The organism is Aminobacter sp. J44 (assembly GCF_007829415.1).
In the GTDB taxonomy this organism is placed as follows: domain Bacteria; phylum Pseudomonadota; class Alphaproteobacteria; order Rhizobiales; family Rhizobiaceae; genus Aerobium.
In genome coordinates, this window is sequence record NZ_VLJG01000010.1 from 1 (window position 1) to 26012 (window position 26012).

The 26012-nt window shown below is 62.5% G+C and carries 24 protein-coding genes and 1 tRNA gene; 8 read left to right on the forward strand and 17 right to left on the reverse strand.

Annotation, left to right across the window (positions count from 1 at the left end; all coding sequences use genetic code 11):
• The 3 genes from L610_RS05225 to L610_RS05235 all read right to left on the reverse strand — a co-directional run.
• On the reverse strand, positions 1-585 hold a 585-nt coding region (locus L610_RS05225; protein ID WP_186441350.1), incomplete at its 3' end, for a BCCT family transporter.
• A 223-nt stretch (positions 586-808) separates the two neighbouring features.
• Positions 809-882, reverse strand: a tRNA-Gln gene (locus L610_RS05230).
• Positions 883-1337: 455 nt separating this feature from the next.
• Positions 1338-1829, reverse strand: a complete 492-nt coding sequence (locus tag L610_RS05235; RefSeq protein ID WP_144703092.1) for a MarR family winged helix-turn-helix transcriptional regulator — start codon at positions 1827-1829, stop codon at positions 1338-1340.
• A 44-nt stretch (positions 1830-1873) separates the two neighbouring features.
• Here L610_RS05235 and L610_RS05240 point away from each other — a divergent pair, with 44 nt between their 5' ends.
• Entirely contained in the window at positions 1874-3388 is a 1515-nt protein-coding gene (locus L610_RS05240; RefSeq protein WP_144703095.1) for an FAD-dependent oxidoreductase, read from the forward strand.
• Between the two features lie 45 nt (positions 3389-3433).
• A complete protein-coding gene (locus L610_RS05245; protein WP_144703098.1) occupies positions 3434-4645 on the forward strand; it encodes an MFS transporter in 1212 nt (403 codons plus the stop codon).
• 96 nt (positions 4646-4741) lie between these two features.
• Here the strand turns inward: L610_RS05245 and L610_RS05250 are convergent, their stop codons facing one another.
• Positions 4742-7129 (reverse strand): transketolase, encoded by a 2388-nt coding sequence (locus tag L610_RS05250; RefSeq protein WP_144703100.1) that lies wholly within the window; start codon positions 7127-7129, stop codon positions 4742-4744.
• Between the two features lie 127 nt (positions 7130-7256).
• Here L610_RS05250 and L610_RS05255 point away from each other — a divergent pair, with 127 nt between their 5' ends.
• Positions 7257-7727: an Lrp/AsnC family transcriptional regulator gene (locus L610_RS05255; RefSeq protein ID WP_144703103.1), complete on the forward strand. Its 471-nt coding sequence runs from the start codon at positions 7257-7259 to the stop codon at positions 7725-7727.
• 16 nt (positions 7728-7743) lie between these two features.
• Here the strand turns inward: L610_RS05255 and L610_RS05260 are convergent, their stop codons facing one another.
• From L610_RS05260 to L610_RS05285, 6 genes are all read right to left on the reverse strand, one after another.
• Positions 7744-8724 (reverse strand): GlxA family transcriptional regulator, encoded by a 981-nt coding sequence (locus tag L610_RS05260; protein ID WP_024846694.1) that lies wholly within the window; start codon positions 8722-8724, stop codon positions 7744-7746.
• 117 nt (positions 8725-8841) lie between these two features.
• Positions 8842-9843: a dipeptidase gene (locus L610_RS05265; protein WP_144703106.1), complete on the reverse strand. Its 1002-nt coding sequence runs from the start codon at positions 9841-9843 to the stop codon at positions 8842-8844.
• A gap of 17 nt (positions 9844-9860) precedes the next feature.
• A complete protein-coding gene (locus tag L610_RS05270; protein ID WP_144703109.1) occupies positions 9861-10922 on the reverse strand; it encodes an ABC transporter ATP-binding protein in 1062 nt (353 codons plus the stop codon).
• Positions 10923-10932: 10 nt separating this feature from the next.
• A complete protein-coding gene (locus L610_RS05275; RefSeq protein ID WP_144703112.1) occupies positions 10933-11748 on the reverse strand; it encodes an ABC transporter permease in 816 nt (271 codons plus the stop codon).
• Positions 11748-12650 carry an ABC transporter permease gene (locus tag L610_RS05280; protein ID WP_144703115.1) on the reverse strand — a complete coding sequence of 301 codons (903 nt, stop codon included), beginning with the start codon at positions 12648-12650 and terminating at the stop codon, positions 11748-11750. Before L610_RS05280 ends, L610_RS05275 begins: the two co-directional genes overlap by 1 nt.
• 38 nt (positions 12651-12688) lie before the next feature.
• Entirely contained in the window at positions 12689-13723 is a 1035-nt protein-coding gene (locus tag L610_RS05285) for a PotD/PotF family extracellular solute-binding protein (protein WP_246658924.1), read from the reverse strand.
• A 138-nt stretch (positions 13724-13861) separates the two neighbouring features.
• Between L610_RS05285 and L610_RS05290 the strand changes: the two genes are divergently transcribed.
• The gene (locus L610_RS05290; RefSeq protein WP_144703121.1) at positions 13862-14764 is read left to right on the forward strand and encodes a LysR substrate-binding domain-containing protein; all 903 of its coding nucleotides are present in this window, start codon (positions 13862-13864) and stop codon (positions 14762-14764) included.
• Between the two features lie 12 nt (positions 14765-14776).
• On the opposite strand, the gene L610_RS05295 is transcribed toward L610_RS05290, so the two are convergent.
• A complete protein-coding gene (locus L610_RS05295; RefSeq protein WP_144703124.1) occupies positions 14777-15481 on the reverse strand; it encodes an isochorismatase family protein in 705 nt (234 codons plus the stop codon).
• Positions 15482-15623: 142 nt separating this feature from the next.
• Between L610_RS05295 and L610_RS05300 the strand changes: the two genes are divergently transcribed.
• Complete coding sequence (locus L610_RS05300; protein ID WP_144703127.1) at positions 15624-16517, forward strand: LysR family transcriptional regulator; 894 nt, start codon at positions 15624-15626, stop codon at positions 16515-16517.
• A gap of 175 nt (positions 16518-16692) precedes the next feature.
• Here L610_RS05300 and L610_RS05305 read toward each other — a convergent pair whose 3' ends face one another.
• The 6 genes from L610_RS05305 to L610_RS05330 form a co-directional block, all read right to left on the reverse strand.
• Positions 16693-16977: a hypothetical protein gene (locus tag L610_RS05305; RefSeq protein ID WP_144703130.1), complete on the reverse strand. Its 285-nt coding sequence runs from the start codon at positions 16975-16977 to the stop codon at positions 16693-16695.
• 403 nt (positions 16978-17380) lie between these two features.
• Positions 17381-17968: a DJ-1/PfpI family protein gene (locus tag L610_RS05310; protein WP_024846704.1), complete on the reverse strand. Its 588-nt coding sequence runs from the start codon at positions 17966-17968 to the stop codon at positions 17381-17383.
• A gap of 64 nt (positions 17969-18032) precedes the next feature.
• Positions 18033-19001 carry a substrate-binding domain-containing protein gene (locus L610_RS05315; RefSeq protein WP_024846705.1) on the reverse strand — a complete coding sequence of 323 codons (969 nt, stop codon included), beginning with the start codon at positions 18999-19001 and terminating at the stop codon, positions 18033-18035.
• A gap of 31 nt (positions 19002-19032) precedes the next feature.
• On the reverse strand, positions 19033-20028 hold the full coding sequence (locus L610_RS05320) for an ABC transporter permease (protein ID WP_024846706.1): 996 nt from the start codon (positions 20026-20028) through the stop codon (positions 19033-19035).
• Positions 19994-21577, reverse strand: a complete 1584-nt coding sequence (locus L610_RS05325; RefSeq protein WP_144703133.1) for a sugar ABC transporter ATP-binding protein — start codon at positions 21575-21577, stop codon at positions 19994-19996. Before L610_RS05325 ends, L610_RS05320 begins: the two co-directional genes overlap by 35 nt.
• Positions 21574-22278, reverse strand: coding sequence for a GntR family transcriptional regulator (locus L610_RS05330; protein WP_034329141.1), 705 nt, complete (start codon positions 22276-22278; stop codon positions 21574-21576). Before L610_RS05330 ends, L610_RS05325 begins: the two co-directional genes overlap by 4 nt.
• A gap of 157 nt (positions 22279-22435) precedes the next feature.
• Here L610_RS05330 and L610_RS05335 point away from each other — a divergent pair, with 157 nt between their 5' ends.
• The 3 genes from L610_RS05335 to L610_RS05345 are packed head-to-tail and all read left to right on the forward strand — an operon-like array spanning position 22436 to position 25989.
• Positions 22436-23632 carry an iron-containing alcohol dehydrogenase gene (locus L610_RS05335; RefSeq protein ID WP_024846709.1) on the forward strand — a complete coding sequence of 399 codons (1197 nt, stop codon included), beginning with the start codon at positions 22436-22438 and terminating at the stop codon, positions 23630-23632.
• Positions 23633-23649: 17 nt separating this feature from the next.
• The gene (locus tag L610_RS05340; RefSeq protein WP_144703136.1) at positions 23650-25113 is read left to right on the forward strand and encodes an NAD-dependent succinate-semialdehyde dehydrogenase; all 1464 of its coding nucleotides are present in this window, start codon (positions 23650-23652) and stop codon (positions 25111-25113) included.
• Positions 25114-25152: 39 nt separating this feature from the next.
• Positions 25153-25989, forward strand: coding sequence for an alpha/beta hydrolase (locus L610_RS05345; RefSeq protein WP_144703139.1), 837 nt, complete (start codon positions 25153-25155; stop codon positions 25987-25989).
• Positions 25990-26012: the final 23 nt, after the last annotated feature.

Below are 26012 nucleotides of genomic sequence, written 5' to 3' on the forward strand. Positions count from 1 at the left end.
GGGGTGCAAGCCCCAATGGAAGATCGTCGCGGCCATCGCCAGCCTCCGCGCGCCTTCGGCATCACCTTCTGCACCAGCAAGCGGGGCCCAGTCGGTGCGCACGCCGCCTTCTTCGGTCACGCCCGCAAGTGCCGCGTCAAAATTTCCGATCGGCTCCGCAACGCCATAAAACATCAACCCAATGCCCATCCCGGCGGCAAAGAGCATCGAGAACCAGGCGGGATAGCCGAAGTCGGGCCTTGCCTCGCTCCCGCCGATACGGATGGAACCCCACGGCAGCACGATAACAGCAAGCGACATCAGGACGAAGATGTTGCCCGAGATGAGGAAGAACCAGTCCAGCTTGGAGGTGAGCCAGTCGCGAAGGCCGGTGAAGAAGGCATCGGCCTCGTTCTGCAGCGCCAGCGTGATGATCACAAACGCAACGATCACCAATCCGGAGATAGCGAAAACGGGATTATGAACATCGAAAGTGAGTGCCCCGATGCTCGGCTGGACATTGTCCTGACCAACTTCGTAGTCAGTCTCGATGATATTCGTTGGGCCCTCAGGTTCCGGAATGCCAGTCGTCTGTGCGTCGGTCATATGCCTCTCCCTCAACGATGAGGTGGGCGGCACCCACCTTGAGTCCTCGTGACCATGACAACCTCTAGGGCCGCCCTTGGCAAGTCCTTCGTGGGGGAGCGCACGCGATGGGATCCGAGAAGCCGTGGCGGCGGCCACCTCTCGTGATCAGCGTCATCGGCACGATGCGAAAGCCTGCGCAAAGCCTTGGAATTCCAGCGTTTCAACGATTTTGAGGAGCGGTTGGCTGGGGAACCTGGATTCGAACCAGGACTAACGGAGTCAGAGTCCGCTGGTCTACCGTTAACCTATTCCCCAGCATCAGGCAGCTTGTTTGCCGGCCCGGAGATCGGCTGCGCCGTTGGCGTCAGCGATGCGCCGGATATAGACGCCGCCAGAAAATAGTCAACCCAGAAATCTCCACCTACCTGTGATTTTTCATCATTTTCTCGCCTACCCGCGGGGTGGCGCGGGTGGCGGATGATGACCTCGAAGGCCGCCTCCACGGCGGCGCAAGCGGTAGCGCCCCGTCTCAACACGCTGCATGCAGAATCAACCTGGTTGATCCGAAGTTGCCCCCCTCGCCGGGATTTTTGATGAAGACGAAGAACAGCTGTTAAGGAGCTAAAATCAGTGGAACCGGCCTGCAGCGGACAACCTACTGCAGGCTTGGATCAGCGAAAGCTTTGGAGAATCCAGGCGACCTGCAGCAGCAACACTCGCAGTCTCAGATGTCACCCTGTGCTGGCTGGCCACGGTCCGCGCCAGGCAGGCTAACCCTCCCCCCCTTGCCGCTCCTCCTTCATCGCGTCGGCGAATTTGCGCATCAGGCGCACGAGTTCATCGACTTCATACGGGTCCCAGCTTGAAAACACCGCCGCGGCGATTCGCTCGCGGGCGGCGTCGATCCGGTCGGTCATTGCCTTGCCCTTGGCTGTCACCACCGCTTCGTTGACGCGGCGATCGGCAGCGCTTTGCCGGCGCTCCGCGAGGCCAAGACTTTCCAGCTTCGCGACCTGGCGGCTGACGGTGGTGTAGTCACGACCCACCCGCTCAGCCAGTTCGACTATGCCGACCGGTCCCAGCCGCTCGATGCTGACCAAAAGCGGAAACAGCGCCCGGTCGAGCGCAATGCCTGCCTCGCGCACGAGCTCCTCGTCGCGCTGCGGCTTGTTCATCAGGCTGACGATGTCCAGCAATGCCCCATGCAAAGCACGGATCTGCGGGCCAATATGTGTATTTTGCACTTTCTTTGTTGACGACATTCCCAGTCTCCTGTTATGTGCATAATGCACACAAGGAGATCGATATGGCAAACGAATTTGCGGCAGACGTGCTCGTCTGCGGTGCGGGAGCGGCTGGCCTGACGCTGGCCCTGGATCTGGCAAGGCGCGGTATCTCTTTCCGCGTGATCGACAAGGCGGTTGAGCCGTTTCCCGGCTCGCGCGGCAAGGGTATCCAGCCGCGAACACAGGAAGTTTTCGAGGACCTCGGCATTCTCGACAAGGTCGTGGCCGCTGGCGGGCTCTACCCGATGATGCGCGTCTACAGCCGTGACGGAAGCTTCATCGAGAAGGATTTTGGCGAGCGCCCCGAGCCGACGCCTGCCGAACCTTACCATATTCCGTTGATGATCCCGCAATCAGGGACAGAGCGGATCATGCGCGCCCGGCTGGCCGAACTCGGCCGCCATGTCGAGTTCGGCCGGGAACTGGTCGGCTTCGAGCAGGACGATAGTGGCGTCACCGCTCGGGTCGCGACGGGCGGCCGCGAGGAGACGTTGCGCGTTCGCTATCTCGTCGCGACGGATGGCGGCCGCAGCTTCGTGCGGCGCGCGCTCGGCCTCGACTTTCCTGGCAAGACGCTGGGCGTTCGCGCCATGGTCGCTGACGTGGCGCTGACGGGGCTGGACCGCAACTGGTGGCACCAGTTCAACGAGGGCGACATGCAATGGATGCTCTCGATCTGCCCGCTGGGCGGGACCGATCTTTTTCAGATCCAGGCGCCTGTGCCGCCCGAGGGTGAAGTCGACCTGTCGGCCGCTGGGCTGCAGCAAATGGTTACGGAGCGGACCGGGCGTATGGACATTCTCGTCCACTCCGTGAGCTGGGCGTCGGCCTATGAAATGAATGCCCGTCTGGCGGCACGCTACCGCGTCGGCCGGATATTCCTCGCCGGCGATGCCGCCCATATTCACCCGCCGACGGGCGGCCAGGGCCTGAACACCAGCGTGCAGGACGCCTACAACCTTGGCTGGAAGCTCGCGGCGGTTCTGCGCGGTGGCCCCGACGATCTGCTCGACAGCTACGAAAGCGAGCGCCGCCCGGTGGCCGAAGATATGCTCGGCCTCTCGACGCGGCTCCTCGATGCTGGCCGGCGCGGCGATATCAGGCGCGGGCGAGAAGTGCGACAGCTCGACATTGGCTACCTCGATTCACCGCTCAACCTCGAAGGATCTGCGCGCGTCGGCGCCCTTCGGGCCGGCGATCGCGCTCCCGACGCACCGGTTTCCGGCGCTGCAGGCCAGCCGACGCGGCTGTTCCAGCTCCTCAAGGGAACGCACTGGACGCTCCTCATCAATGGAGAACATGCTTTCCGGCCACGTGCAGGCCTTCACCAATATCGGCTAGGGGATCGGGGCGACATCATCGACACGGGGAACCACGTCCGCGATGCCTATGCTCTTGCCGACGGCGAATGCGTGCTGGTTCGCCCTGACGGCTATATAGCCGCGATCACCTCTCTCGATGCTGACGGAATAAGCCAGCTTGAAGCCTTCCTCGAGCGCGTGGGCCTGACCATACCTGGGGAGGCAGGGCAATGAGCGCTGGAAACTGCACCGTCTTTGTCAACGAGCGAGGTGCGTAACATGACGATCCAGCCTCTGTCCGAACGCACGACCGGGTCGAAGACGCTCGACTGGCGGCGCATCTTCCCCGTTTTCTTGATCGTCTGCGCTTATGCGGCTGGCACAGCCGCGGTGCTGCCGGTACTGCCGTTCCACATCCGGGAAATGGGAGGCTCCCCGCTCGTCCTGGGCGTGGTCATCGCCGCAGAGGCCGGGGGCCAGTTTGCCTCTGCCCCCTTGCTTGGCCAGTTGTCGGACCGTTTTGGCCGCAGGCGCATACTGCTGCTCTGTCAGGTAGTCGCGGCGGCGAGCCTGCTGTTGCTCGCGCTTGCTCCCAACGTCGTCGTCATCCTGATCGCCCGGGCCATGTTCGGCCTCACGGCAGGCAATATTGCCGTCACCGGGGCATATGTTGCCGACCATACCGACACCGCCAGCCGGCGGCAGGCGATGGGGATCCTGATGGGCGGCGCCGGCGTCGGCGGCATCATCGGTGCCGGTCTTTCCGGCCTGCTTTCCGAGACTTCGCTGACAGCACCTGTCCTTGCCGCATTCGCGCTGGTGCTAGTGGCAACCCTGATAACGGTTCTGCGACTGGAAGACGGCCGTCCGCTGGAGCTTACCCACGAGCGGGAAACGTCTGAAAAGACGTCATTCGGAGCCATCCTGAGTTCAGCCGCGATCCGAATTCTCGTCGTGGTGATGCTGTGCCACTTCTTCGCCTACGGCATGTACATGTCGCAGATTCCGGTCTTCCTTGGCGATACCTTCATCTGGAACGGACATGCCTTTACGGCCAGGGAGCTGAGCTATCTGATCATGGCTGATGGCGGGATCAATCTGTTTGCCCAGCTCTTCCTGCTGGGCTGGCTGAGCCGATACCTGAGCGAGCTCAACCTGATCCTTCTCATCTTCGCGATGATCGTGACCGGGTTCGTGACGGCCGGCATTGCCACCACCATTCCGCTGCTGCTGCTCGCGGTATTCTGCATCAGCACTGGCGATGCGCTCGCCAAGCCGACCTATATGGCGGCGCTGTCCAACCGCGTCCCGGGCGCGCGGCAGGGTATTGTCCTGGGTGCGGCGCAATCGATGGTCGCGTTGGCCGATATTACTGCGCCGGTGCTAGGCGGGTTCATCCTCGGCTTTGCTCTGTACGGCGTCTGGATCGGAGTAGCGGTTGTAATGGCGCTTATTGGGATGGTCATCGCAGCAGCCCGGCTTTCGGGATAGCGACCGCAAGTTTCCGAAGAACATGATTGGCATTGTTAGCGCACCCGCGTCCCAATTCCGGCCGCGGGTGCGTCGCGTCTTTATCTTGCGCCCCCCCTAAACCGCGCGCAAATTCCGGATCGGCTTGCCCGGCGTGAGCGCTTCGGCTGCCTGGATGATGCCGCGGGCGTCGATGCCATAGTGACGGTAGAGTTCGGCGATCGAGCCGGTCTGGCCAAAATGCTCGACGCCAAGCGAGCGGGTGCGGTGGCCGTGGACGGAACCAAGCCAGCCAAGCGTCGCCGGATGGCCGTCGATGACGGTGACGATGCCGCAATGCGAGGGTATGTCCGCGAGCAGCCGCTCGACATGGCTCGAGGCGTGGACAAGTCCGCCCTCGCGAGCGCGCTGCGCCGCCGTCCAGCCGGCGTTGAGCCGGTCCGCCGAGGTGATGGCAAGCAGGCCCACATCGCGCCGGTCCTCGGCCATCATGCCGACGGCCTCGATAGCTTCGGGTGCGACCGCACCGGTATAAGCAACCACGACCTGCGCATTCGGTCCCGGCTTTCGCATCCAGTAGCCGCCATTGATGATGTCGCGCTCAAGCTGCGGCGTCATCTCGCGCTTCACCTGGTCGATCGAGCGGGTGGAAAGACGCAGGTAGACGGAGCCGCCGGTCGCGTCGCGCAGCCAGGTCAGCTTGTCGGGTTCTGCTTCGCCCGAGCGCTGCATGTACTCGAACGCCCAGCGCATCATGACGGCAACCTCGTCGACGAAGGCTGGCTCGAAGCTCGCCAGCCCGTCCTGTGCCATGCCGATCAGCGGCGTTGCGATCGACTGGTGCGCGCCGCCTTCCGGCGCAAGCGTCACGCCGGATGGCGTTGCCACCAGCATGAAGCGCGCATCCTGGTAACAGGCGTAGTTGAGCGCATCCAGACCGCGCTCGATGAACGGATCATAGAGCGTGCCAACGGGCAGCAACCGCTCGCCGAAGATCGAATGTGAGAGCCCCAGCGCCGAGAGCATGATGAACAGGTTCATCTCGGCAATGCCGAGCTCCATGTGCTGGTCCTTCGGCGAGAACGACCAGTTGTAGGTCGACGGGATCCGCTCCGCCTTGAAGAGGTCGGCCATCGTCTCCTTGGAGAACAGGCCGCGGCGATTGACCCATGCGCCAAGATTGGTCGAGACGGTCACGTCCGGCGAGGTGGTGACGATGCGATCGGCAAGTTTTGTGTCGCCCTTGGAGATCTCGTGCATGACAAGACCAAAGCCCTGCTGCGTCGACATGGCGGGCTGAGCGCCGAACTCGAGCTTTTCTGGCACCGGGATCTCGTCGGCGGAATAGCGACGGCGGCCCTTTGCCGCGAACGGCACCGACTTGAGGAACTTTGTCACCGCATCCTCGGCAACAGAGAGCCCCTCGAACTTGTCCCACTCGCGGCCCACGCGCACGTTCATCTGCTGGCGCAGCGCCTCGACCTGCGCCGGCGTCATCAGGCCGGCGTGGTTGTCCTTGTGGCCGGCGAGCGGCAGGCCAAAGCCCTTGATCGTGTAGGCGATAAAGCACACCGGACGGTCATGCTGGCGCGCCCCCTCGAAGGCTTCGAGCAGCGACGGCAGGTCGTGGCCCCCGAGATTGCCCATGAGTGCTGCAAGTTCTTCGTCGCTGCGGCGCTCGATCAGGCGCGAGACGTCGCCCTGGTCGCCAATGTCGTCCAGCAGACGCTTGCGCCAGGCAGCCCCGCCCTGGAAGGTCAGCGCCGAATAGAGCTGGTTCGGGCAGGCGTCGATCCACTCGCGCAGCTTCTCGCCTCCGGGCTCGGCAAAGGCCGCCTGCTGCAGCTTGCCGTGCTTGAGAACGACGACGTCCCAACCGAAATTGCGGAAGATCGCCTCGAAGCGCGCCCACAGGCCCTCGCGCACCACCGCATCGAGGCTCTGGCGGTTGTAGTCAACCACCCACCAGGTGTTGCGAAGGCCGTGCTTCCAGCCCTCCAGCAGCGCCTCGAAGATGTTGCCCTCGTCCATCTCGGCATCGCCGACGAGCGCGACCATCTTGCCCTCGGGCATGTCGGGCTTCCAGCCCTTGGCCTGCACGTAGTCCTGCACCAGCGAGGAAAACAGTGTCTGCGCCACACCGAGGCCGACCGAACCGGTCGAGAAGTCGACGTCGTCGACGTCCTTGGTGCGCGAGGGATAAGACTGGACGCCCTTGTAACCGCGGAAGTTTTCCATCTTCTCGCGGCTCTGGTTGCCGAGGAGGTATTGGATCGCGTGGAAGATCGGGCTCGCATGCGGCTTGACGGCAACGCGGTCCTCGGGACGCAGCGCGTGGAAATAGAGCGCCGTCATGATAGTTGCCAGCGATGCGGACGAGGCTTGGTGACCGCCGACCTTGAGCCCGTCGCCATTGTCGCGCAGGTGGTTGGCGTTGTGGATCATCCAGGTCGCCAGCCACAGCACCTTGCGTTCCAGCTCTCCCAGCATCCTCAGGTCGGTCATTTGGTTGCTCCCCTTTTCATTGGCAGAAATGCTACGCCAGAACGGGAGGTGAAACAGACCAAACTTGCGCGAGACGCAGCGTCAGTTTAGCCTGTTCAACCAACCTGATGCCTATTCTTGGTGAAACGTGCCAAATCCTGAACTCGACGCCATCGACCTCAAGATCCTGCGCGCGCTGCAGGAAGACGGAAAGATTTCAATGGGCGAACTTGCCGAGAAGGTAGGTCTCTCGCCCTCGCCCTGCGCGCGCCGCGTGCGGCTGATGGAGAAGGCCGGCATCATCAAAGGTTATGCGGCAATCATCGACCAGAAGCGAGTGGGGCTGCCGATCAGCGCCTTTGCCTCGATCAAGCTGGAGCGCCAGCGCGAGGAAGATCTCGACCGCTTCGAGGAGACGGTGTCGCGTTGGCCGGAGGTGCTGGACTGCTACCTGATGACGGGGCAGCGCGACTACCTGATGCGTGTCGTCGCCGCCGACCTGGAAGCGTACGAGCGTTTCATCAAGGACAAGCTCACCCGGCTCGACAACATCGCCTCGATCGAGACCAGCTTCGCGCTCGGCCAGGTGAAGCGATCGGAGACGCTGCCGATAAGCTAGCGCGGAAGCCCTTCCCTCACCCGATCCTCGCCGCAGCGCGTGCCTGTGAAGGAGTCTGGCCGTAGACGCGCTTGAAAAGCTTGGAGAAGTGCGTCGGGTTTTCGCAGCCGACCTCGAGCGCGACCTGCACGATTGGCGTCTTCGTCTGCGTGATCAGAAGCCTGGCGTGCTCAAGCCGCACGCGCTTGTAGGCGTAGGCCGGCGACATGCCGGCCTTCTGCATGAACAGCCGCTGCAGCTGGCGCGTCGACAGGCCGACTTTGGCAGCAAGCTCGGCGATCGACAGCTGGCTTTCGAGATTCTGTTCCATGTTGATGAGGGTGGCGCGCACCCGCGCGTCGCCAAAATCCTCGGCGAAGGGCCGTCGCGGCTGCACGTGGAGCGACGGGCGCGGCTGATCAATCTGCAGCACTTCCAGCGCGTTGCGCTGCGCTTCCTCGCCGATGTAACGCCGCACCAGTGAAGCGGCCATGTCGGCCGCACTGCTGCCGCCGGCGCAAGAGCCGCGCTTCTCGTCAAGGTTGAAGATCCGGTCGCTCCGCACCGGATGCCCCGGAAAACGCTCCTGATAGGCGCGTACGTGCAGCCAGCTGACACAGGCCTCGTGCTGCTTCATCAGCCCGGCTTCTGCCAGGATAAACGAGCCGGTACACAAGCCGATCAGCGGCACCCCTGCAGCGGCCGCCTTCTTGAGGTAGTCGATGGTCTCGCCATCCACCGGCTCCTCGACGTCGAGGAGGCCGCCGACCACCACGATGTAGTCGAAATGCTGCGGATCGATCAGCCGGCAGGTTGGGCTCACCTGGACGCCGCAGCTCGACGGGATGAGGTTGCGGGTGCTGCCCAACACCTCCCAGTCGGCCGCAACGCGACCGGAACGGTCGAGCTGATCGCTGCCAAGCCGCAGGGTGTCGACGAACAGCGCAAATGCCGACAGCGTGAACAGGCGCGCGAGGACGAAGCCGACCTTGAGCTTGTTCGGGGGCGTGACGGGCATTCGGGGTTCCGATTCGGGCGAAAGGTGCTTTCGTCCAGCAAGTAACTGTCCGGGGGGCGGACGCAAGGCACCTTAGCGAATTGGCAACCCCGGACGAGCGGGGCTGCCTTATCGTGATTACGCGCCCCAGACTTCACGCAGCAGCGTGACCCAGTTCTCGCCCATGATCTTCTCGATGCGGCTGGTCGACCAGCCGCGGCGCAGCATCGCCTCCGTCAGTGCGCCGGTGTGACCGATCGTGTCGAGGCCTGCTGGATTCTTGATCGTGCCGAAATTGGTCAGGCGACGGGCATAGCCCTTGTCGTGGGTGATCCAGTCGAAGAACTCCTGGTCATAGCCCTGCGTGAAATCGGTGCCATAGCCGACACGGTCCTCGCCGCAGAGATTGATCACGTATTCCATCGCCTCGACATAGTCGTCGACGGTCGCATCGACGCCGCGGGCAAGGAACGGCGTGAACATGGTCACGCCGACGAAGCCGCCGTGATCGACAATGAAGCGCAGCTCTTCGTCGCTCTTGTTGCGCGGATGCTGTTTCAGGCCGGCGGGCAGGCAGTGCGAATATGCGACCGGCTGCTTCGAGGCGAGGATGACGTCGCGGCTGCTGACGGGGCCAACATGCGACAGGTCGCAGAGGATACCGAGGCGGTTCATCTCGGCCACAACCTCGCGGCCGAAGTCGGAGAGGCCACTGTCCCGGCTCTCGTAGCAGCCGGTGCTGACGAGGTTCTGGGTATTGTAGGCCATCTGGATGATGCCCACGCCCAGTTCCTTGAACAATTCGAGATAGCCGATCTGGTCCTCGATGCCGGAGACGTTCTGCCAGCCGAGGATGATGCCGGTCTTGCCTTCGGCCTTGGCGCGGCGGATGTCGGCGGTGGTCTTCACCTGCAGGATCAGGTCGGAGTTCTCGCGGAACCAGGCCTTCCAGCGCATGATGTTGCGCATCGTCTCGGTGAAGCCTTCCCAGATGCAGCAGGTGCAGTTGGCGGCGGTGATGCCGCCCTTGCGCATGTCCTCGAAGATCTCGCGGCCGAAATTGGAAACGATCAGGCCGTCAACGACGGTCAAGCGCTCGTGCAAGGCCGCGGCCTCGGGGCGAGTTGTGGTTACAGTCATGTTTTTCTTCCGAGATGTCAGTGTTCGCTTACAATCACTCCGGCCGACGCAGGCCAGTGCAGCCAGGCTTTTGCACCCTTGGGCAGGACTTCCGGCCCGCCCAGACCCGGCGCAACCGCACGGGCGGTGAGGGTCAGGCCGGCATCCGTGCGCAGCTGATATTCGACCGCAGCACCGTGATAGGTCATAATCTCGACAGTGCCGGAGAGGTTGTTCTCGCCCTCGACCGCCTCCGCCGCTATGCCGATCACCTCCGGCCGCAGCGCGAGGAAGCAGCTGCCGACGAGTTGTTTTTGCCCCGCAAGGCGCAGCGCGGTGCCGCCTTCCATCTCAAAACTGCCCTGAACGATGCGTCCCGGCAGAAGGTTGGGAACGCCGAGGAAGCGCGCGGCAAAGGCGGATCGCGGCTGGTTGTAGAGCTCGTCGGGCGAGCCGATCTGCTCCACCTTGCCGTTGTACATCAGCACCATCCGGTCCGAGGTGCTCATCGCTTCGTCCTGGTCATGGGTGACGAAGATCGTGGTCAGCCCAAGCGACTGCTGCAGCTGACGGATCTCGATCTTCATTTCCTGGCGCAGCGACGCGTCCAGGTTGGACAGCGGCTCGTCGAGGAGCAGGACATCCGGTTCGATGACCAGCGCGCGGGCAAGCGCCACGCGCTGCTGCTGGCCGCCCGAAAGCTGCTTGGGCAGGCGGTCGCCATATTGCGCAAGGCGCACGCGAGCGAGCGCTTCCTGTACCTTCTTCTCGGCATCGGCGCGGTTGACCTTGCGCATCTCAAGCCCGAAGGCGACGTTCTGCGCGATCGTCATGTGAGGAAACAGGGCGTAGTTCTGGAACACGAAGCCCATATTGCGCCGGTTTGGCGGCAGGCCGGTCACGTCGCGTCCGCCGACAGTGATGTTGCCGCTGGTGGCATCGACGAAACCGCCGATCATGCGCAGCGTCGTCGTCTTGCCGCAGCCCGACGGACCGAGCAGCGAGTTCAGCTCGCCGTCGGCGATGCGCAGCGACATGTTCTGCACCACCACCGCCGGGCCGTAGTGTTTCGCAACTTCCTGAAGCACAACTTCCGACATGATATTCCTCTCAGAAAGCCCGGCTGAGTTTGACGTAACGATCGGTGATCAGCAGCAGGAGGGTGATGAGCGAGATCTGCACCGTGGCCACTGCACCGATGGTGGAATCGAAGTTCCACTCCAGATAGTTGATGAGCGCGATCTGCAGCGTCGTGCTGTTTGGCCCGACGAGAAAGATCGACTTCTCGAGATCGATGAACGAATTGACGAAGGCGAAGAGCGAGCCTGCGATCACGCCCGGCTTGATCACCGGCAAGGTGATGCGGAAGAAGATCGTCAACGGGCCTGCGCCGAGGCTGCTTGCCGCCTCCTCGATCGAGGGATTGACGGAAATCATCGAGGTGGTCACCAGCCGGATCATCCACGGCAGCGCGATCAGGCTGTGCGCCATGATCAGGCCGAGGCTGGAACCGGCGACCTGAATGCCGGTCAGGAATTCGATCTCAAGGAAGAACACGAATATTGCGCTGCCGCCCACGATGGCCGGCACGACCATCGGCGACATCAGCAGCGTGTTGACCAGATCCCGGCCGGCGAAGCGGCCACGAACCAGCGCGAAGCTCGCCGGCAGTCCCAGCACGAGCGCTACGAGCGTCGCGATCATGCTGGTGCGGAAGCTGAGGAAGAAGCCGTTGCGGAAGTCCGACATCTCCCATGCGCGTGTGTACCAGTCGAGGGTGTAGCCCTGCGGCGGGAAGGACAGTATCTTGTTTGAGAAGAAGCTCATCCAGACGATGAAGACCAGCGGCAGCAGGATGAAGCCGATGACCAGGCTGCTGAAGAGCGTATAGGCCCAGCGGGTGTTGTTTGCCGAAGCGCCCGACATCATTCACTCCATTTCCGGTACTTACGCTGCACCAGCGCCGAAACCCAGATCGTCAGGCAGAGGGTGACCGCCATCAGGATGAAGGAGAGCGCGGCGCCGAAGGGCCAGTTCATCACCTTGGCGATCTGCTGGTAGACGGTCGGCGCCATCATGTGGAAGGTCGGGCCGCCGATCAGCACCGGCGTCGCATAGGCGTTCATCGACAGGATGAAGCAGAGGACCGAACCGGACAGGATGCCCGGCAGCGCCAGCGGCAACACGATGCGCCGCATGATGGTGACATGATTTGCGCCGAGGCTGAGGCCTGCATCTTCCAGATTGCGGTCGATCGCCTCGAAGACGCTGTTGAGGGTGATGATCATGAACGGCAGCAAGACGGAGACGAGGCCGATCACCACGCCCGGGGCGGAGTACATCAGCCCGAGTTCGCCCTCGTAGCCGAAGAAACCGAGAATGGCAGCGAGAACGCCGTGATCATTGAGGATCAGCATCCACGCTGATGTTCTCACTGCATTACCGATCAGCAGCGGAACGAGGATGAAGATGAGCAGCATCCGCTTGGCGAAATCGCCCACGTAGCGGGCCAGAAAATACGCCACCGGGGCGCCGAAGATCAGGCAGATCGCCGTCGACAGCGCGGAGATCCATACCGTGCGCCAGAGCACACCCTGATAGAAGCTGTCGGTGAAGAACTTGACGTAGTTCTCCAGCGTGAATGCGCTGATCATCAGCTCCGCGGGATCGTAGATGTTCAGCGAGTTGCGAAGCATCAGCGCCAGCGGCAGGAGAAGCCCGAGCGCCACGAGGATCATAGCCGGTGCTGACAGCATCGGAATTCCCAGCCGGATGGCCGCCCCTTTCGGGGCGGCACCGCGAGCCGGTTCGGCGACCGTGTCGGTCATGCGCGTACTCTTTTCAGACTATGGCTCACTTGCTCGGATCAGGCAGCGAAGGTCTTGTTCCACCACTCGAGCCAGCCAGCGGTGTTTTCCGCGACATAGGCGAAGTCGAGGAACTGCATCTTCGCGCGCTCCTCTGCGCTGAAGTCGACCAGCTGGCGCAGCTCGTCCGTCAGGGCTGCGTTGGTGTTCGCGGGCGCGTAGAGGCTCGCCTCGGCGAGGCCCGCCATGGCGACCGGATCAAGCAGCGCATCGAGATAGGCGTAACCCGGCTCCGGGTTTGCCGCGAATTCGGTCAGGCTGACGCCGAAGGTGACGGCGATCGCGCCTTCCTCGGGGTACTGGATGCCGAGCGGCAGGCCATCCTTGGCCCACTGTAGGCCACGCGCCTTGTAGTTGATGGCAATGTCGACTTCGCCGTTCGCCAGGCCCGCCTGCAGCTGCTGGTGAGCAGCGTAGAGGCGCGGCTTGCTCTCTGCGGCCAGCTTCTCGAGGAGCGGCTTGCCCTCTTCAGCGCTGGTCATGTTGCCCTTGGCCACGAGGCCAGCCATCATCATGTAGTTGAAATAGAGCTGATTGGTCAGGCCGATGCGGCCCACCCACTTCGGGTCCCACAGTTCAGCGTAGGACTTCGGCGGCTCCTTCACCTTGTCGGCGCTGTAAATGATGACGACACCGCTGTAGAGCCACGGCACGAAATACGGGCTCTTGAGCTCTTCCACGACACCGGCGTAGTTCGGGATCTTGGAATGCTCGAGATCAGCAACCACGCCCTGCTGCTTCAGCTCGAACGCGTCGGCGCTGTTGACGTGGATCACGTCGGCCGAAGCACGGCGAATGCGCTTTTCGCTCAGCAGCTTTGCCTTGCGCTCCGGCTCCATGCCCAAGTCGCGGACAACGGAATAACCCTTGTCTTCCAGCAGCGGCTTCTCGACGTACTTGATGGTGCGCTCGTTCCAGTCACCACCCCAGTTCGAGACGACGACCGTACCGCCGGCGGCATGTGCGCCGCGCGGCATCAGCGCCGGCATTGCTGCACCTGCGAGAAGCAGGCTCATCATGCGGCGACGGGACATTAAAAGGCGTTCTTCTGTCATATCTGGTTCCCCTGACCTTGTTGGCTCTTTGCCTCACGATGGGTCCTCCGTTGCTAATTGTAAAATATCAATTTCGGCATTATTCATTCTGTATAGCTATTAATTGCTGGTCAAAATATGAGCATCGAGCTGCGCCACCTGAGCGCTTTTTCAGCACTGGGGAAAGAACTGCACTTTGGACGAGCAGCCGACGCGCTTAACATCGCGCAGCCGGCCCTTTCCAAAATTATTCAACAGCTTGAACAGGAGATCGGAACGCCACTCCTGATTCGCACGACACGGCGCGTAGAGCTTACGGAAGCCGGAAAAGTGTTCCTGACCGAAACCGGCGGCCTCGAAACTCAACTGCGCAAGGCGGTCGACAGTGCGCGTCATGCCGCGCGGGGCGTAAGGGGCGAATTGAAGATCGCCTACACCGACTTTGCCATCAACGGAAAGCTGCCACACGTGCTCCGTGACTTCGCCGGACTGCATCCAGACATCCGGCTCGATCTCGTCTTCATGCCGACGACGGCACAGCAGACTTCGCTACTGCAGCGAAAGATCGACATCGGCTTCATGATCGGCCAATTCCAGCATCCGATGATGCGGCAGTTCACCTTTGACGAGGACGACTTTGTCGCATTGCTGCCATCGTCCCATCCGCTTTGCGCCTACGAAACGCTGAAGCTGGAACAGCTTTCGGGCGAGGATTTCGTGATGGGCGCCACCGAGAACTGGGCGGCCTTCCGCAGCATCATGTTCGCGCAATGCCGCAGCCACGGCTTCTTCCCGAACATCGTGATGGAAGCCTCGAACACCGAGGGCATCATGGGGCTGATCGTTGCGGGCGTCGGGGTGACGATCTATTCAAGCTGCGTGGCCAACATGCCGCGCGCCGGCGTCGAAGTGCGGCCGATCAGCAATATCAGCAGCCGCTTGCCGGTCACCACCGTTTGGGATCGCAGCAACAAGTCGAAGGTCCTGGTGACCTTCCTGAATTTCCTGCGCCGCCCGGAACGAGTAGCGGCGCAGGAATAGGTTCAACGAGACTTAGGCCTTGAGGCTGTTCAGGTAGGTGACGCAGTCGTCAACGCCGACCACGTCGCCGAACTTGGCGTCGATGTCGAAGAGGTTCCAGGCAACGGCGCCCGGCACGCGGTCACCAATCGCTTCCTTGACCGCGATGGTGCGGAAGCCGTCGGCGATACCGTCGCAGATCGTCTGGCGCACGCAGGCGCAGGCCGTCACGCCGGTGACAAGGATGGTGTCGACATTAGCCGCACGCAGGATGCCGGCGAGTTCGGTGCCGTGGAAGGCCGACGCGCGCTTCTTCAGCAGCGTGTACTCGCCCTCGACCGGCGCGATGCGGCTGTCGATCGCGCACAGATCCTTGTCCTTCAGGTCGACGACGTCGACCGGGATTTTGTCGTGCCACAGGCCCATGTCGGTGAACGGCGCCTTGCGATCGGTGATCTCGTAGGCGGTGGTGACGTGGATCACCGGCAGGCCGTTGGCGCGAAACGCAGCCAGGAGCTTCTGCATTGCCGGAATGATCTCGTTGTCCATCTTCTCCTGGTCACAGGTGAAGGGATTACCCGGGCGGGTCCATGCGTTGGCGAGGTCGACCGAAACCAGAGCCGGGCGCTTGCCGAAGCCGACGCGGCGCTGGAAGCCGCGCTGCTGGTAAAGCGCGGTGGCCGCATCGAAAGCCTGCTGCAGCAGGCGATCCAGTTCTTTCACATCGAAATCTTGCATTTTGACGCTCCGTCTTGGGGGACATGCGATGCTGTCTTCTCAGCACCTTCTGTCCCCACAGTGCTGGGGGACGAAGCAAAAATGAAATGGTCATTCGGCAACGATTGATGCATACGATGCATCAGGAGAAACGGGCCGCGCCATGCAGAACATTCCGGGCATCGAACTTGTCAGTTCCTTCCTCGTCGTCGCCGAGGAGCTGAACTTCCGCCGCAGCGCCGAGCGGCTGAACCTCGACCAGTCGGCACTGAGCCGCCGCATCCAGAAGCTCGAGCATTTTCTCGGCTTCAAGCTTCTTGAAAGAAACACCCGAGAGGTAGCGCTGACGCCCGCCGGTCAGTCCTTCTACCGCGACAATGCCACCATGGCTGGCTCCTACCGCGAGGCCGTGCGCGTCGCGCGCCGCGTCGCTGCCGGGCATCGCGAGGATCTGCGCATCGGCTACATGACCTTCGCCGCCCCACGTCTAATGCCGCAGGCGCTCGCGAAATATCACGCCCGCTATCCCTATGTGCGGCTATCCACCACCTACATGCGTACCCAGGCGCAGCGTCTGGCTCTGGCCAAGAACGAGCTCGACGTCGGCTTCATGATCGATCGCTTCGACCACAGCGATTTCCAAAGCGTCACCCTGTCCGACGAGCCCCTTTATGCGGTCCTGCCACGAGGTCACGCACTGGCAGAGAAGGCGACGATCCTGCCGCAGGATCTGGCGGATGAGTCGCTTGTCTTGGGCGAAATGCAGGAATGGGATGAATATCGCTGGCGGCTCGAGGGCCTGTTCAGCGCCGAGGGACTGGCGCTGCAGCCGAAATTTGAGGCGACACACACGCTCGCCATCGGCGGCATGGTCGCTGCGGGGCTCGGTTACACGATCTTCCCAGAGAGCCTGACCGGCTTTCTCGGCAGCGACGTCGTCACCCGCCCCATCGACCACCCGAAATTCCGTTCCCCCATCGCACTCGTCTGGCGCACAAGCAACTCGGCACCGGAGCTTGCCGATTTCATACAAGTTGTGACGGGGGAGCAGGGCTAACTCCTGTCCGTCCCTGGCGTCTATTCCGCAGGACTCAGTTGCGCGATCGTTAAGTGAGGCATGGGACGGAGTCTGACCGCCCGAAGAGACACCCGTAAGGGAGAAACGACCTCGCTGGCGAGTTTCCCCCGCCACGGCTGTGCTCAACCGCAGCGGGAGTATTTGGAGCGGACCCCTACTGCGCGGGCGTCACCCTCGACGCGTGCAGCAGATTGACGTAGTCGTCATTGTTCAGATCGATCGTGCCGGGGGTCTGCATGCTCCACGTCACGTTCACCCTCTGACCGATCCGGATCCAGGACAAGTCCTGATCCTGTGGCAGCTGATAGACATCCCCGCCCCAGATCCAGAACTCATTGCCGTTTACCGCGAGAACATAGCCCGTACTGGTGAACGCGGACGCCTCAGATGCGGAAAACATCAGCGCGGCAGTCAGGGCCGACAGAAGAATGCGCTTCATCCTTTTCTCTCCTGTATCGGGATGCGGGCGCGCTCGAACTGCCGCGCTTAACCGACGCGGCAGTCGCACATCGCTATTGAATATCATATATCTAGCGCAGCTCAGAACTGCGCGACACCGTCTAGATAGGTAGCCGAATTCAAGAATATCAGTTTATTATTGTTTATTGTTGTAAACCACGTGAGAGATCGCGTGTAGTCCCTCACAAGGTTGAAGGCTTGTGTTCTTGAATACGCGGGCGCGGGCGCAGCCCCCCCCGCCGGGATCGTGCAACACACGTCCCTGTCCGTCCATTGCAAGGCGCAAACTTGGTTATATTGCTTCACCTCAAACAGGAACGGCTCCAGCCGCAAAGGCCGGAGCCGTTAATTCCCAAACAGGAGATTGCCTGCCCGTCTTCAGGTCAGGAATGGGTGATCTTGGTGCCCAGGACGTTGAGGCATTCGCGCATGAAGGCCGCGAGGCCGGTCCAGCCCTTGGCGGACACCATGTTGCCGTCGACATAAGCCTCAGTCGGCTTGACGTCGATGTAGATGCCACCGACGGCGGTGACTTCCGGCTCGCAGGCGCCGAGACCGGCCACCTTGCGGCCCTTCAGCACGCCTGGAACCGCCATCAGGATCTGGACACCGTGGCAGATCGTGAAGATCGGCTTTCCCGTCTCGTGGAAGTGGCGAACGATGTCCTGGATGCGCTTGTCGGTACGGATGTATTCCGGCCCGCGGCCGCCGGCGCAGTAGACCGCGTCATACTCCTCGACCCGGATTTCCGAGAAGGTCTTGTTGATGTCGGCATAGTGGCCGAGCTTCTCGGTGTAGGTCTGGTCGCCCTCAAAGTCGTGCAGCGAGGTCTTGATGCGATCGCCCGCCTTCTTGTCGGGGCAGACGACGTGAACGGTATGGCCCACCGCTTCCATGCCCTGCTGGAAGACGTAGATCTCGTATTCTTCAGTAAATTCGCCGGTGAGCATCAGGATCTTCTTGCCGCTCATATCGGTCTCCTCAAACGTGGTCTGGAAAAAGGGCGCCCGCCTGGTGCGGGCGCCGCTCGCTGGATCAGAACGGGGAATCCGGGAAGTAGAACTGGTCTGCGTTCTCCGGCGTGATCAGCGGTGCATCGAGCTTGAACGAGCCGCGCATCGGAGCCTGGCCGGCGAACTGCCCGGCGGTCATGTAGATCGCCGACTTGATCATGGATGGCGGATACGGCGTCGAGATCGGCGTGCGCTCGTTCTTCTCCTTCACCATCTCGATGACCTGCTTCATGCCGTTGCCACCAAGCGCGTACTTGATATCCTTGCGGCCAGCCTGGTCGACGGCTTCGATCACGCCGAGCAGCATGTCGTCGTCATTCGCCCAGACAGCATCGATCTTCGGGTACTTGGCGAGGTAGTCCTGCATCAGGGTGAAGGCCTCGTCCTGGTTCCAGTTCGCATACTGGATGTCGAGGATCTTGATCTTGGTTTCGGCGATCACGTCCGAGAAGCCCTGGATGCGCTCGTCGTCGATGACGGTCGGAATGCCGCGCAGGACGACGATCTCGCCCTCGTTGCCGAGCTTGTCGGCGAGCCAGCGGGCAGTATTCGCGCCGACCGCAATGTTGTCGCCTGCAACGTAGAGATCCTGAACCGAAGGATCGGTCAGGCCGCGATCAACGACGGTGATGAAGGTGCCCTTGGCCTTTACCTGCTCGACGGGGCCGGTGAGCTCCTCGGAGGTGAATGGCAGGATCACAAGCGCGTCGAGCTTGCGGGTCGCAGACAGGTCCTCAAGCGAAGAGACCTGAGCAGTCGCGGATGATGCGGTCGAAACGACCACGTCGATGTTCGGGAAGGCCGCTTCGATTTCCTTCTCGGCCTGCTCGGCATGGTAGACGACGCCGCCGGTCCAGCCGTGGGTAGCCGCCGGAATGGAAACGGCGATGGTCACGTCGCGCTCCTGTGCAACCGCCGCGCCGAGTGGCAGTGCCAGACTGAGGGCAACGGCCGACGCGAGCATCCGCGCCTTCTGTGTAAGCATGCTCATGTTTCTCCTCCACATTGTAGTTCCGCTGTCATCAGCGATTGCTTGTGAAGCGGTGCGCGAGCATCGCAATTATGATAATTGCGCCCTGCACCGCGGCAACGAGGTACTCGGAGACCATGTCCGACAGGACCATGACGTTCGCGATGACCTCGAGTATGAGGGCCCCCGCCACGGAGCCCCATATGCGACCCTTGCCTCCTCTAAGCAGGGTGCCACCGATCACCACGGCAGTGATGACCTGAAGTTCCCACAACTGGCCGGTCGTGGGCGTTGCAGCGCCAAGGCGCGGCACGTAGCAGATTGCGGCCACGGCAACGCAGAGGCCCTGAATGACGTACGCGATCGTGCGCACCCGGCCGACATTGACGCCCGAGAAGCGCGCGACTTCGGAGTTCGAACCCGACGAGACCAATCGGCGGCCATACTTCGTCCGGTAAAGGATGAAGGCACCCAGCAGCACGACGACCAGCGTGATCAGCACAGGGTACGGAATACCAAGGAAGTTGCCGAAGTAGACCGGGCGGTAGGCTTCGCGCAGGCTGCGGTCGATCGGCAGCGAACCACCATCCGTCATGAAGGTGATGAAGGCGCGGAAAATGCCCATCGTGCCCAAGGTGACGATGAAAGGCTCGATCCGGCCGACGGTTATGATGAGACCGTTGAACAGCCCGCACAGCGCGCCGACACATATCGCAACGCCCGCCCCCATCACGATCGCCCAGCCGCCATAGGCGGGGGCAAGGCCATTCATCACCATGATCATGATGCCCGTGACAAACGCCATCATCGAGCCGACCGACAGGTCGAGGCCGCCCGACGAGATCACGAATGTGGCGCCCACCGCGATGATCGCAATGAAGGCAGAGCGCGTGATCACGTTGATCAGGTTCGCGCTTGAGGTGAAGTTCGAATTGATCAGCGCGCCGAGGAGAACGATCACCGCAAGAGCGATGAACGGAGCAAAGTCCGCCCAGCGAATGCGGTTTCCTTCGTCAGCGGTCGCGACTGATGCGGTCGCTGTTGTCATAGGCTTCCTCCCCCGCCGTCCCGCGTATGCCGGACGTGGCGGCATAGATGACGGTCTTTTCATTGATCTCGTCGCCGGTCAGTTCCGCGACGACCCTCCCGTTGCGCATGACGAGCACGCGGTCTGCGAGACCGACCAGCTCCTGCATTTCCGACGAAATGACGATGCAGGCCTTCCCCTCCCGCACCATCTTGTCGATGAAGTCGTAGATCTGGCTCTTGTTGCCGATGTCGATGCCACGTGTCGGCTCGTCAATGATCACAACCGACGGATTGGTCATCATCACCTTGGCAAGCAACAGCTTCTGCTGGTTGCCGCCGGACAGCTGGCCCGCGGTCAGCGTCAGCGAGCGCACGCGTATGTCGTATTCGGACACCGCCTGCTTGAGCGCGGACATCTCAGCGCGTCGATTGAGCACCGTGCTCGGGTTGACGCTGTCGAGCGCCTGAAGCGTCAGGTTCGGGCCAAGTTCCTCGTCAAGCAGCAGCCCTTTGCCCTTGCGATCTTCGGTCAGATAGACGAGCCCCGCGTCCATCAGCGAGCGAACCGATCGCTCAGCAATGTCCTTGCCGTTGACCCGCACCCTTGCGGCGGTCGACGGCCGAAGCCCTATCAGGCCTTCAATAAGTTCGGTGCGGCCTGAGCCGATCATGCCGCCGATGCCGAGAACCTCTCCGGGGCGAACCGAGAACGATGCTTTCCAGGCGCCATGCTCGACTTCAAGGTCGGAGACTTCCAGAATGGGCGCGGCCGTGGTCGCTTCGCGCTTGTGCGGATAGAGCATGTCGAGCTCGCGGCCGACCATCAGCTCCGCCATCTGGCGCTGGCTGAGGTTTTCGGCCGGCCAGGTGCCGATCATGCGCCCATCGCGGAGCACAGTAATTCGGTCGGCCAGCGCTTCCACCTCTTCGAGGCGATGGGAAATGTAGAGGACGGCGACGCCATGCGCACGCAGGCTGCGGACGATATCGAGCAGCGCATCTACCTCGTCATTGGCGAGGACTGCAGTCGGTTCGTCAAGAATAACAACCTTGTGCTCGTTGAGGAGCGCGCGGGCGATCTGGACGAGCTGGCGCTGCGCGAGCGGCAGGTCGCCGACCCGGTCGTTCGGACGGGCTACGGAGCCGACGCGCGCCAGCAACTCGGCGGTACGCCGGTTCATGGCGCGGTCATCCACCATCCAGCCGCGCGTCAATTCGCGACCAAGATAAAGATTCTGCGCAACAGTAAGGTCGGGTGCGAGCAGGATCTCCTGGTGCACGAGGACGATCCCGGCAGCCTCGGCCTCTACGGCGTCAGTGAACTGAACCGGATTGCCTTCGATGAACATACGCCCGGTCGTTGGCTGCACGTGCCCCGACAGGAGCTTCATCAGCGTCGACTTGCCGGCGCCGTTCTCGCCGATGATCGCGTGAACCTCCCCGGCCATGATGTCGAGGGTGACGTCCGACAAGACGGTAATCGGCCCATAGGCCTTGCCCAGCCCCTCGGCCCGCATGGCAACCTGCTGCGGCGGCGGGTTGCGTTCTATGTCGACCAGCGCGCTCATTCGAAAGCCGAGAGCAGGCGGTCGCGCGACCGCTCGATGTGGACGTACATGGCCTGATAGGCCGTTTGCGGGTCGCGGTTGCGGAACGCTTCGAGCAGCGCGTCGTGCTCCTCGAGCGCTTCCTGAGTCACCCGCGTATGAAACATCAACCGGAAGATGTGCAGGTGCACATGCTGGTTGAACAGGGTCGAGCGGATAATCTCGTTGCCCGATATCCGCATGATGTCGTCGTGGAACTTGGCATCGGCCCGCGCAAAGCGGGAGTAGCGTGTATTGCGATCAACCGGCGGCTCGCCGCTGCCCATGTCGGCCGCGCCCGTTTCGAGTTCGCGCAGTGCCTCCGGTGTCATGTTGATAGCCGCAAGCCGAGCCCCTTCGGGCTCGAGAAGAAGACGGAACGCGTAGAGATCCTCGAACTGCTTACGCGTCCACTGCGGCGCGGCGCTGTAACCAATGAGGTGCTCCTTGCGAACGAGCCCCTCACGCTCAAGTCGGCTCAGGGCCTCGCGGACGGGCGTCTGCGACACGCCGAGATCACGTGCGAGCACATCGATCGGGATACGCGCTCCAGGCGCGATCTCCAGCGACATGAGGCGGTGGTAGATAATGTCATAGACGCCATCAACGACACTGCCGGGCCTGCTGATGCCCTGTCGCGCGTCCCTTTCCGCTACTGCCACTTCTGCCTCCGAAGTCACCATGCAGAAATATGTTGCATCAGGGGTATCCTATGTCAAATAGAATATCGTATACGATTTCATATACGATTTTCGGGCGTGCCTTGGCGGTCCGTAAGAACAAGAAGTCCGCTTTGCGCTCCGCAGGATGGCGCTTGGCGGTGCAGGGAGGAGAGAGGGAATGAATCTGTTTGGCACGATAAGGGCGCCACGCGAACTGGTATTCGGCAGCGGCCAGCGGCACGCTCTGGGTCGCATCGCCAGCTCCATGGGAAAGCGCGCGCTGGTCGTGACCGACGCACGCCTTGCCGTCGACGCACAGTTTCTGGCGATGGTCGATGATCTGCGGAAGTCTGGCGTCGAGGTACGTGTTGACAGCTCCACCCTGCCCGACGTTCCGGTCCACTCCGCAAGCGAAAGCGCGGATGCCGCGCGCGACTTTGCCCCCGAAATCGTCATTGGGGTCGGTGGCGGATCGTGTCTCGACATGGCGAAGTGCGTTGCCATTCTCCTGACCCATGGGGGTAAGCCGCAGGATTACTACGGCGAGCACAATGTGCCGGGCCCAGTCCTGCCCATCATCGCCCTGCCGACCACAGCCGGGACCGGCTCGGAGGTAACGCCGGTGGCCGTCCTGTCCGACGCCGAACGCATGCTGAAGGTCGGCGTCTCCAGCCCCCACATTATCCCTACGGTGTCGATCTGCGACCCGGACCTTACCCTCTCCTGCCCCCCCGGACTGACCGCCATCGCCGGCGCCGATGCGATGACCCACGCGATCGAGGCTTACACGGCAATCCGCCGCGACGCCGTACCTGGCATTGCGCGTGACCGGGTCTTTGTCGGCAAGAACGACTTTTCTGATCACCTTGCTTTGCGGGCAATCGTCCTGCTGTGGGAAGGCCTCGAATCAGCCTGCAAAGATGGCTCGAACGCGGCCGCCCGCGAGAAGGTGATGATGGGCGCAACGCTTGCGGGCCTTGCCTTCGGCGTTGCCGGAACGGCAGCCGCCCATGCCATTCAGTATCCCGTCGGGGCCCTCACCCACACCGCGCACGGCTCGGGGGTCGCTTGCCTGATGCCCTACGTGATGCGCTGGAACCGGCCGTCGATCGAGACGGAACTCACCGAAATCGCACAGGCGATCGGACTTTCGACCGATGAGCTGATCCCCGCGATCGCCGGCCTGTTTGGCCGGATCGGCATTCCACCGACGCTCCGTGACCTCGGGCTCGCCGAGGATCGTCTCGACTGGACCGCCGAACAAAGCTGCGGCATCGCCCGCCTCATCCAGAACAATCCCCGCCCCCTCCCCCTGCCCGACATGCGCAGGCTGCTTGAAGCCGCCTACACCGGCGACGCCAGCCTGATCGACTGACACCGGAAGGAAGCCAGATGAACATTGAACGCAGCATTCCCAACTTTGCCGATCCCTTGCTTCACGCCCGCGGTCTCTATATCGGCGGGCAATGGGAGGCCGGTGGCGGCATTCCAGTTTTCGATCCATCGACGGGCAGGACGCTTGCCGAGGTACCGGACGCTAATGTCTCGGACGCTATGCGCGCCGTCGAGGCAGCCGAGAAAGCGGCCGCGGGATGGCGTGCGACATCAGCCCGGCAGCGCGCGGAAATCCTGCGCCGCTGGTTCGAACTGATGACCCGCCACGCCGAGGAACTGGCGCATTTGATCTCGCTCGAGAACGGCAAGGCCCTGCCTGATGCACGTGGTGAAGTAGCCTATGCGGCAGAATTCTTCCGCTGGTACAGCGAGGAGGCCGCGCGCATCCCCGGCGAGCATCGTCATACGCCATCCGGCTCGCACAACATCCTCGTCGACCACGAACCGATTGGTATTTCCCTGCTGATCACGCCTTGGAATTTCCCTGCGGCGATGGCGACACGCAAGATCGGCCCCGCACTCGCGGCCGGCTGCACCGTCATCCTGAAGCCGGCTTCCGAGACACCGCTGACAGCCTATGCGATGGCCCGGCTCGGAGAAGAGGCAGGCGTGCCTGCCGGTGTCGTCAATGTCATCACCACGACCAATCCCGGCGCGGTGACAAGCGCGATGCTCGCGGATCACCGTGTGCGCAAGCTCTCCTTCACTGGCTCGACTGGCGTCGGCCGCATCCTGCTTGCGGAAGCCGCGAAGTCGGTCGTCAGCTGCTCGATGGAACTGGGCGGCAATGCGCCGTTCATTGTCTTCGATGACGCCGACCTCGACGCAGTGCTCGATGGCGCGATGGTCGCAAAGATGCGCAATGCAGGCGAGGCCTGCACCGCCGCCAATCGCTTTTATGTGCAATCCGGCATCCATGACGCCTTCGTCGCCGGGCTGACGGAACGCATGGCGGCGCTCAAGGTCGGACCCGGAACTGATCCCGGCACCCAGTGCGGCCCGATGATCACGAAGAAGGCCGTCGAGAAGATCGATCGCCTCGTCTCGGAAGCTGTCAGCCGCGGGGCGCGTGTGCACACAGGAGGTGCGCCGCTCCCGGGCAGCGGCTTCTACTACCCGCCTACTGTGCTCGACAACGTCCCGGTGGACGCTTCGATGGCAAGCGAGGAGATCTTTGGTCCGGTGGCACCAGTCTACAGGTTCGAAACCGAGGACGAAGCGGTCCGCCTTGCCAACGACACGGAGTACGGCCTGGCCGCCTACATCTACTCCCGGGACCTCAAGCACGCGATGCGGGTCGGCAAGCGCATCGAGACCGGCATGCTTGGGATCAATCGCGGCCTGATGTCGGATCCTGCTGCCCCCTTCGGCGGTGTCAAGCAGAGCGGCCTGGGCCGCGAGGGTGGCGTCACCGGCATCCTCGAATTCATGGAGGCAAAGTATTACGCCGTGGAGTTCTAGCGGCTAGATTGCCGGACCAAGGACCAACGCGAGGGACACATGAAGGGCCAGGATCCATATCTTATCCGCGACTTCGTCGAGGACTTTGACTCGATTTCTGAGGAATTCGCGAGACGTAGCCGCGCGCTCTCCGAGCGGGTGAGGATGCGGACGGACGTGCCTTATGGCGAGCGGCCGCGCGAAACGCTGGACCTTCTGTTTCCCGACAACGTCGCCGAGGGCGCGCCGCTGCATGTGTTCGTGCACGGCGGCTACTGGCGATCGGGCGAGAAGGAACTGTACCGGCTCGTCGCGGAAACGCCGCTCTCGGCGGGCGCGGTCACGGCGATGGTTGAGTACGATCTGATGCCGGGCCAGCGTCTCGCCACCCTCGTCGCGCAAGTCCGCCGCGCGCTGATCTGGCTGCAGGAGAACGCAGCTTCCTTCGGCGCTGATCCCAACCGCATTAGCGTGAGCGGCCATTCGGCAGGAGCGCACCTGTCGTCATACCTCGCTGCCATTGGCACCGGCGAAACACAGCCAAAGCTGCCGCAGATTAAGGCGATGCTGCTCCTGAGCGGCATCTATGACCTCAAGGACATTCCCGACAGTTTCCTCAGGAACGAAGCCGCGATGACGCATGAAGAGGCGGCGTTGTGGTCGCCGCTTTCCTCGACCCAACTGCCAGGCCCGCATCGCATCATCGCCTTTGGTGGTGATGAGACCCCGCCGTTCCTCGAGCAGGCTGCGGCACTTGAGGAAAAACTGCGCGCCTCCGGCCAGAGCACGGAACTGCTCAACGTGTCGTCGAGGAACCACATGAACGTTGTTCTCGACCTGGCTGATCCTGCGAGCCGACTGGGCAAAGCCCTGATCGAGTGCATCCGCAGGAGCTAGCGGCGGGTGAAGCCCCCCGCCCC

Bases quoted from the DNA above. Each gene is read 5' to 3' on its own strand.
- L610_RS05235 (WP_144703092.1), bottom strand. From the start codon at position 1,829: ATGTCGTCAACAAAGAAAGTGCAAAATACACATATTGGCCCGCAGATC.
- L610_RS05240 (WP_144703095.1), top strand. From the start codon at position 1,874: ATGGCAAACGAATTTGCGGCAGACGTGCTCGTCTGCGGTGCGGGAGCG.
- L610_RS05245 (WP_144703098.1), top strand. From the start codon at position 3,434: ATGACGATCCAGCCTCTGTCCGAACGCACGACCGGGTCGAAGACGCTC.
- L610_RS05250 (WP_144703100.1), bottom strand. From the start codon at position 7,129: ATGACCGACCTGAGGATGCTGGGAGAGCTGGAACGCAAGGTGCTGTGG.
- L610_RS05260 (WP_024846694.1), bottom strand. From the start codon at position 8,724: ATGCCCGTCACGCCCCCGAACAAGCTCAAGGTCGGCTTCGTCCTCGCG.
- L610_RS05265 (WP_144703106.1), bottom strand. From the start codon at position 9,843: ATGACTGTAACCACAACTCGCCCCGAGGCCGCGGCCTTGCACGAGCGC.
- L610_RS05270 (WP_144703109.1), bottom strand. From the start codon at position 10,922: ATGTCGGAAGTTGTGCTTCAGGAAGTTGCGAAACACTACGGCCCGGCG.
- L610_RS05275 (WP_144703112.1), bottom strand. From the start codon at position 11,748: ATGTCGGGCGCTTCGGCAAACAACACCCGCTGGGCCTATACGCTCTTC.
- L610_RS05280 (WP_144703115.1), bottom strand. From the start codon at position 12,650: ATGACCGACACGGTCGCCGAACCGGCTCGCGGTGCCGCCCCGAAAGGG.
- L610_RS05285 (WP_246658924.1), bottom strand. From the start codon at position 13,723: ATGTCCCGTCGCCGCATGATGAGCCTGCTTCTCGCAGGTGCAGCAATG.
- L610_RS05290 (WP_144703121.1), top strand. From the start codon at position 13,862: ATGAGCATCGAGCTGCGCCACCTGAGCGCTTTTTCAGCACTGGGGAAA.
- L610_RS05295 (WP_144703124.1), bottom strand. From the start codon at position 15,481: ATGCAAGATTTCGATGTGAAAGAACTGGATCGCCTGCTGCAGCAGGCT.
- L610_RS05300 (WP_144703127.1), top strand. From the start codon at position 15,624: ATGCAGAACATTCCGGGCATCGAACTTGTCAGTTCCTTCCTCGTCGTC.
- L610_RS05305 (WP_144703130.1), bottom strand. From the start codon at position 16,977: ATGAAGCGCATTCTTCTGTCGGCCCTGACTGCCGCGCTGATGTTTTCC.
- L610_RS05310 (WP_024846704.1), bottom strand. From the start codon at position 17,968: ATGAGCGGCAAGAAGATCCTGATGCTCACCGGCGAATTTACTGAAGAA.
- L610_RS05315 (WP_024846705.1), bottom strand. From the start codon at position 19,001: ATGAGCATGCTTACACAGAAGGCGCGGATGCTCGCGTCGGCCGTTGCC.
- L610_RS05320 (WP_024846706.1), bottom strand. From the start codon at position 20,028: ATGACAACAGCGACCGCATCAGTCGCGACCGCTGACGAAGGAAACCGC.
- L610_RS05325 (WP_144703133.1), bottom strand. From the start codon at position 21,577: ATGAGCGCGCTGGTCGACATAGAACGCAACCCGCCGCCGCAGCAGGTT.
- L610_RS05330 (WP_034329141.1), bottom strand. From the start codon at position 22,278: ATGGTGACTTCGGAGGCAGAAGTGGCAGTAGCGGAAAGGGACGCGCGA.
- L610_RS05335 (WP_024846709.1), top strand. From the start codon at position 22,436: ATGAATCTGTTTGGCACGATAAGGGCGCCACGCGAACTGGTATTCGGC.
- L610_RS05340 (WP_144703136.1), top strand. From the start codon at position 23,650: ATGAACATTGAACGCAGCATTCCCAACTTTGCCGATCCCTTGCTTCAC.
- L610_RS05345 (WP_144703139.1), top strand. From the start codon at position 25,153: ATGAAGGGCCAGGATCCATATCTTATCCGCGACTTCGTCGAGGACTTT.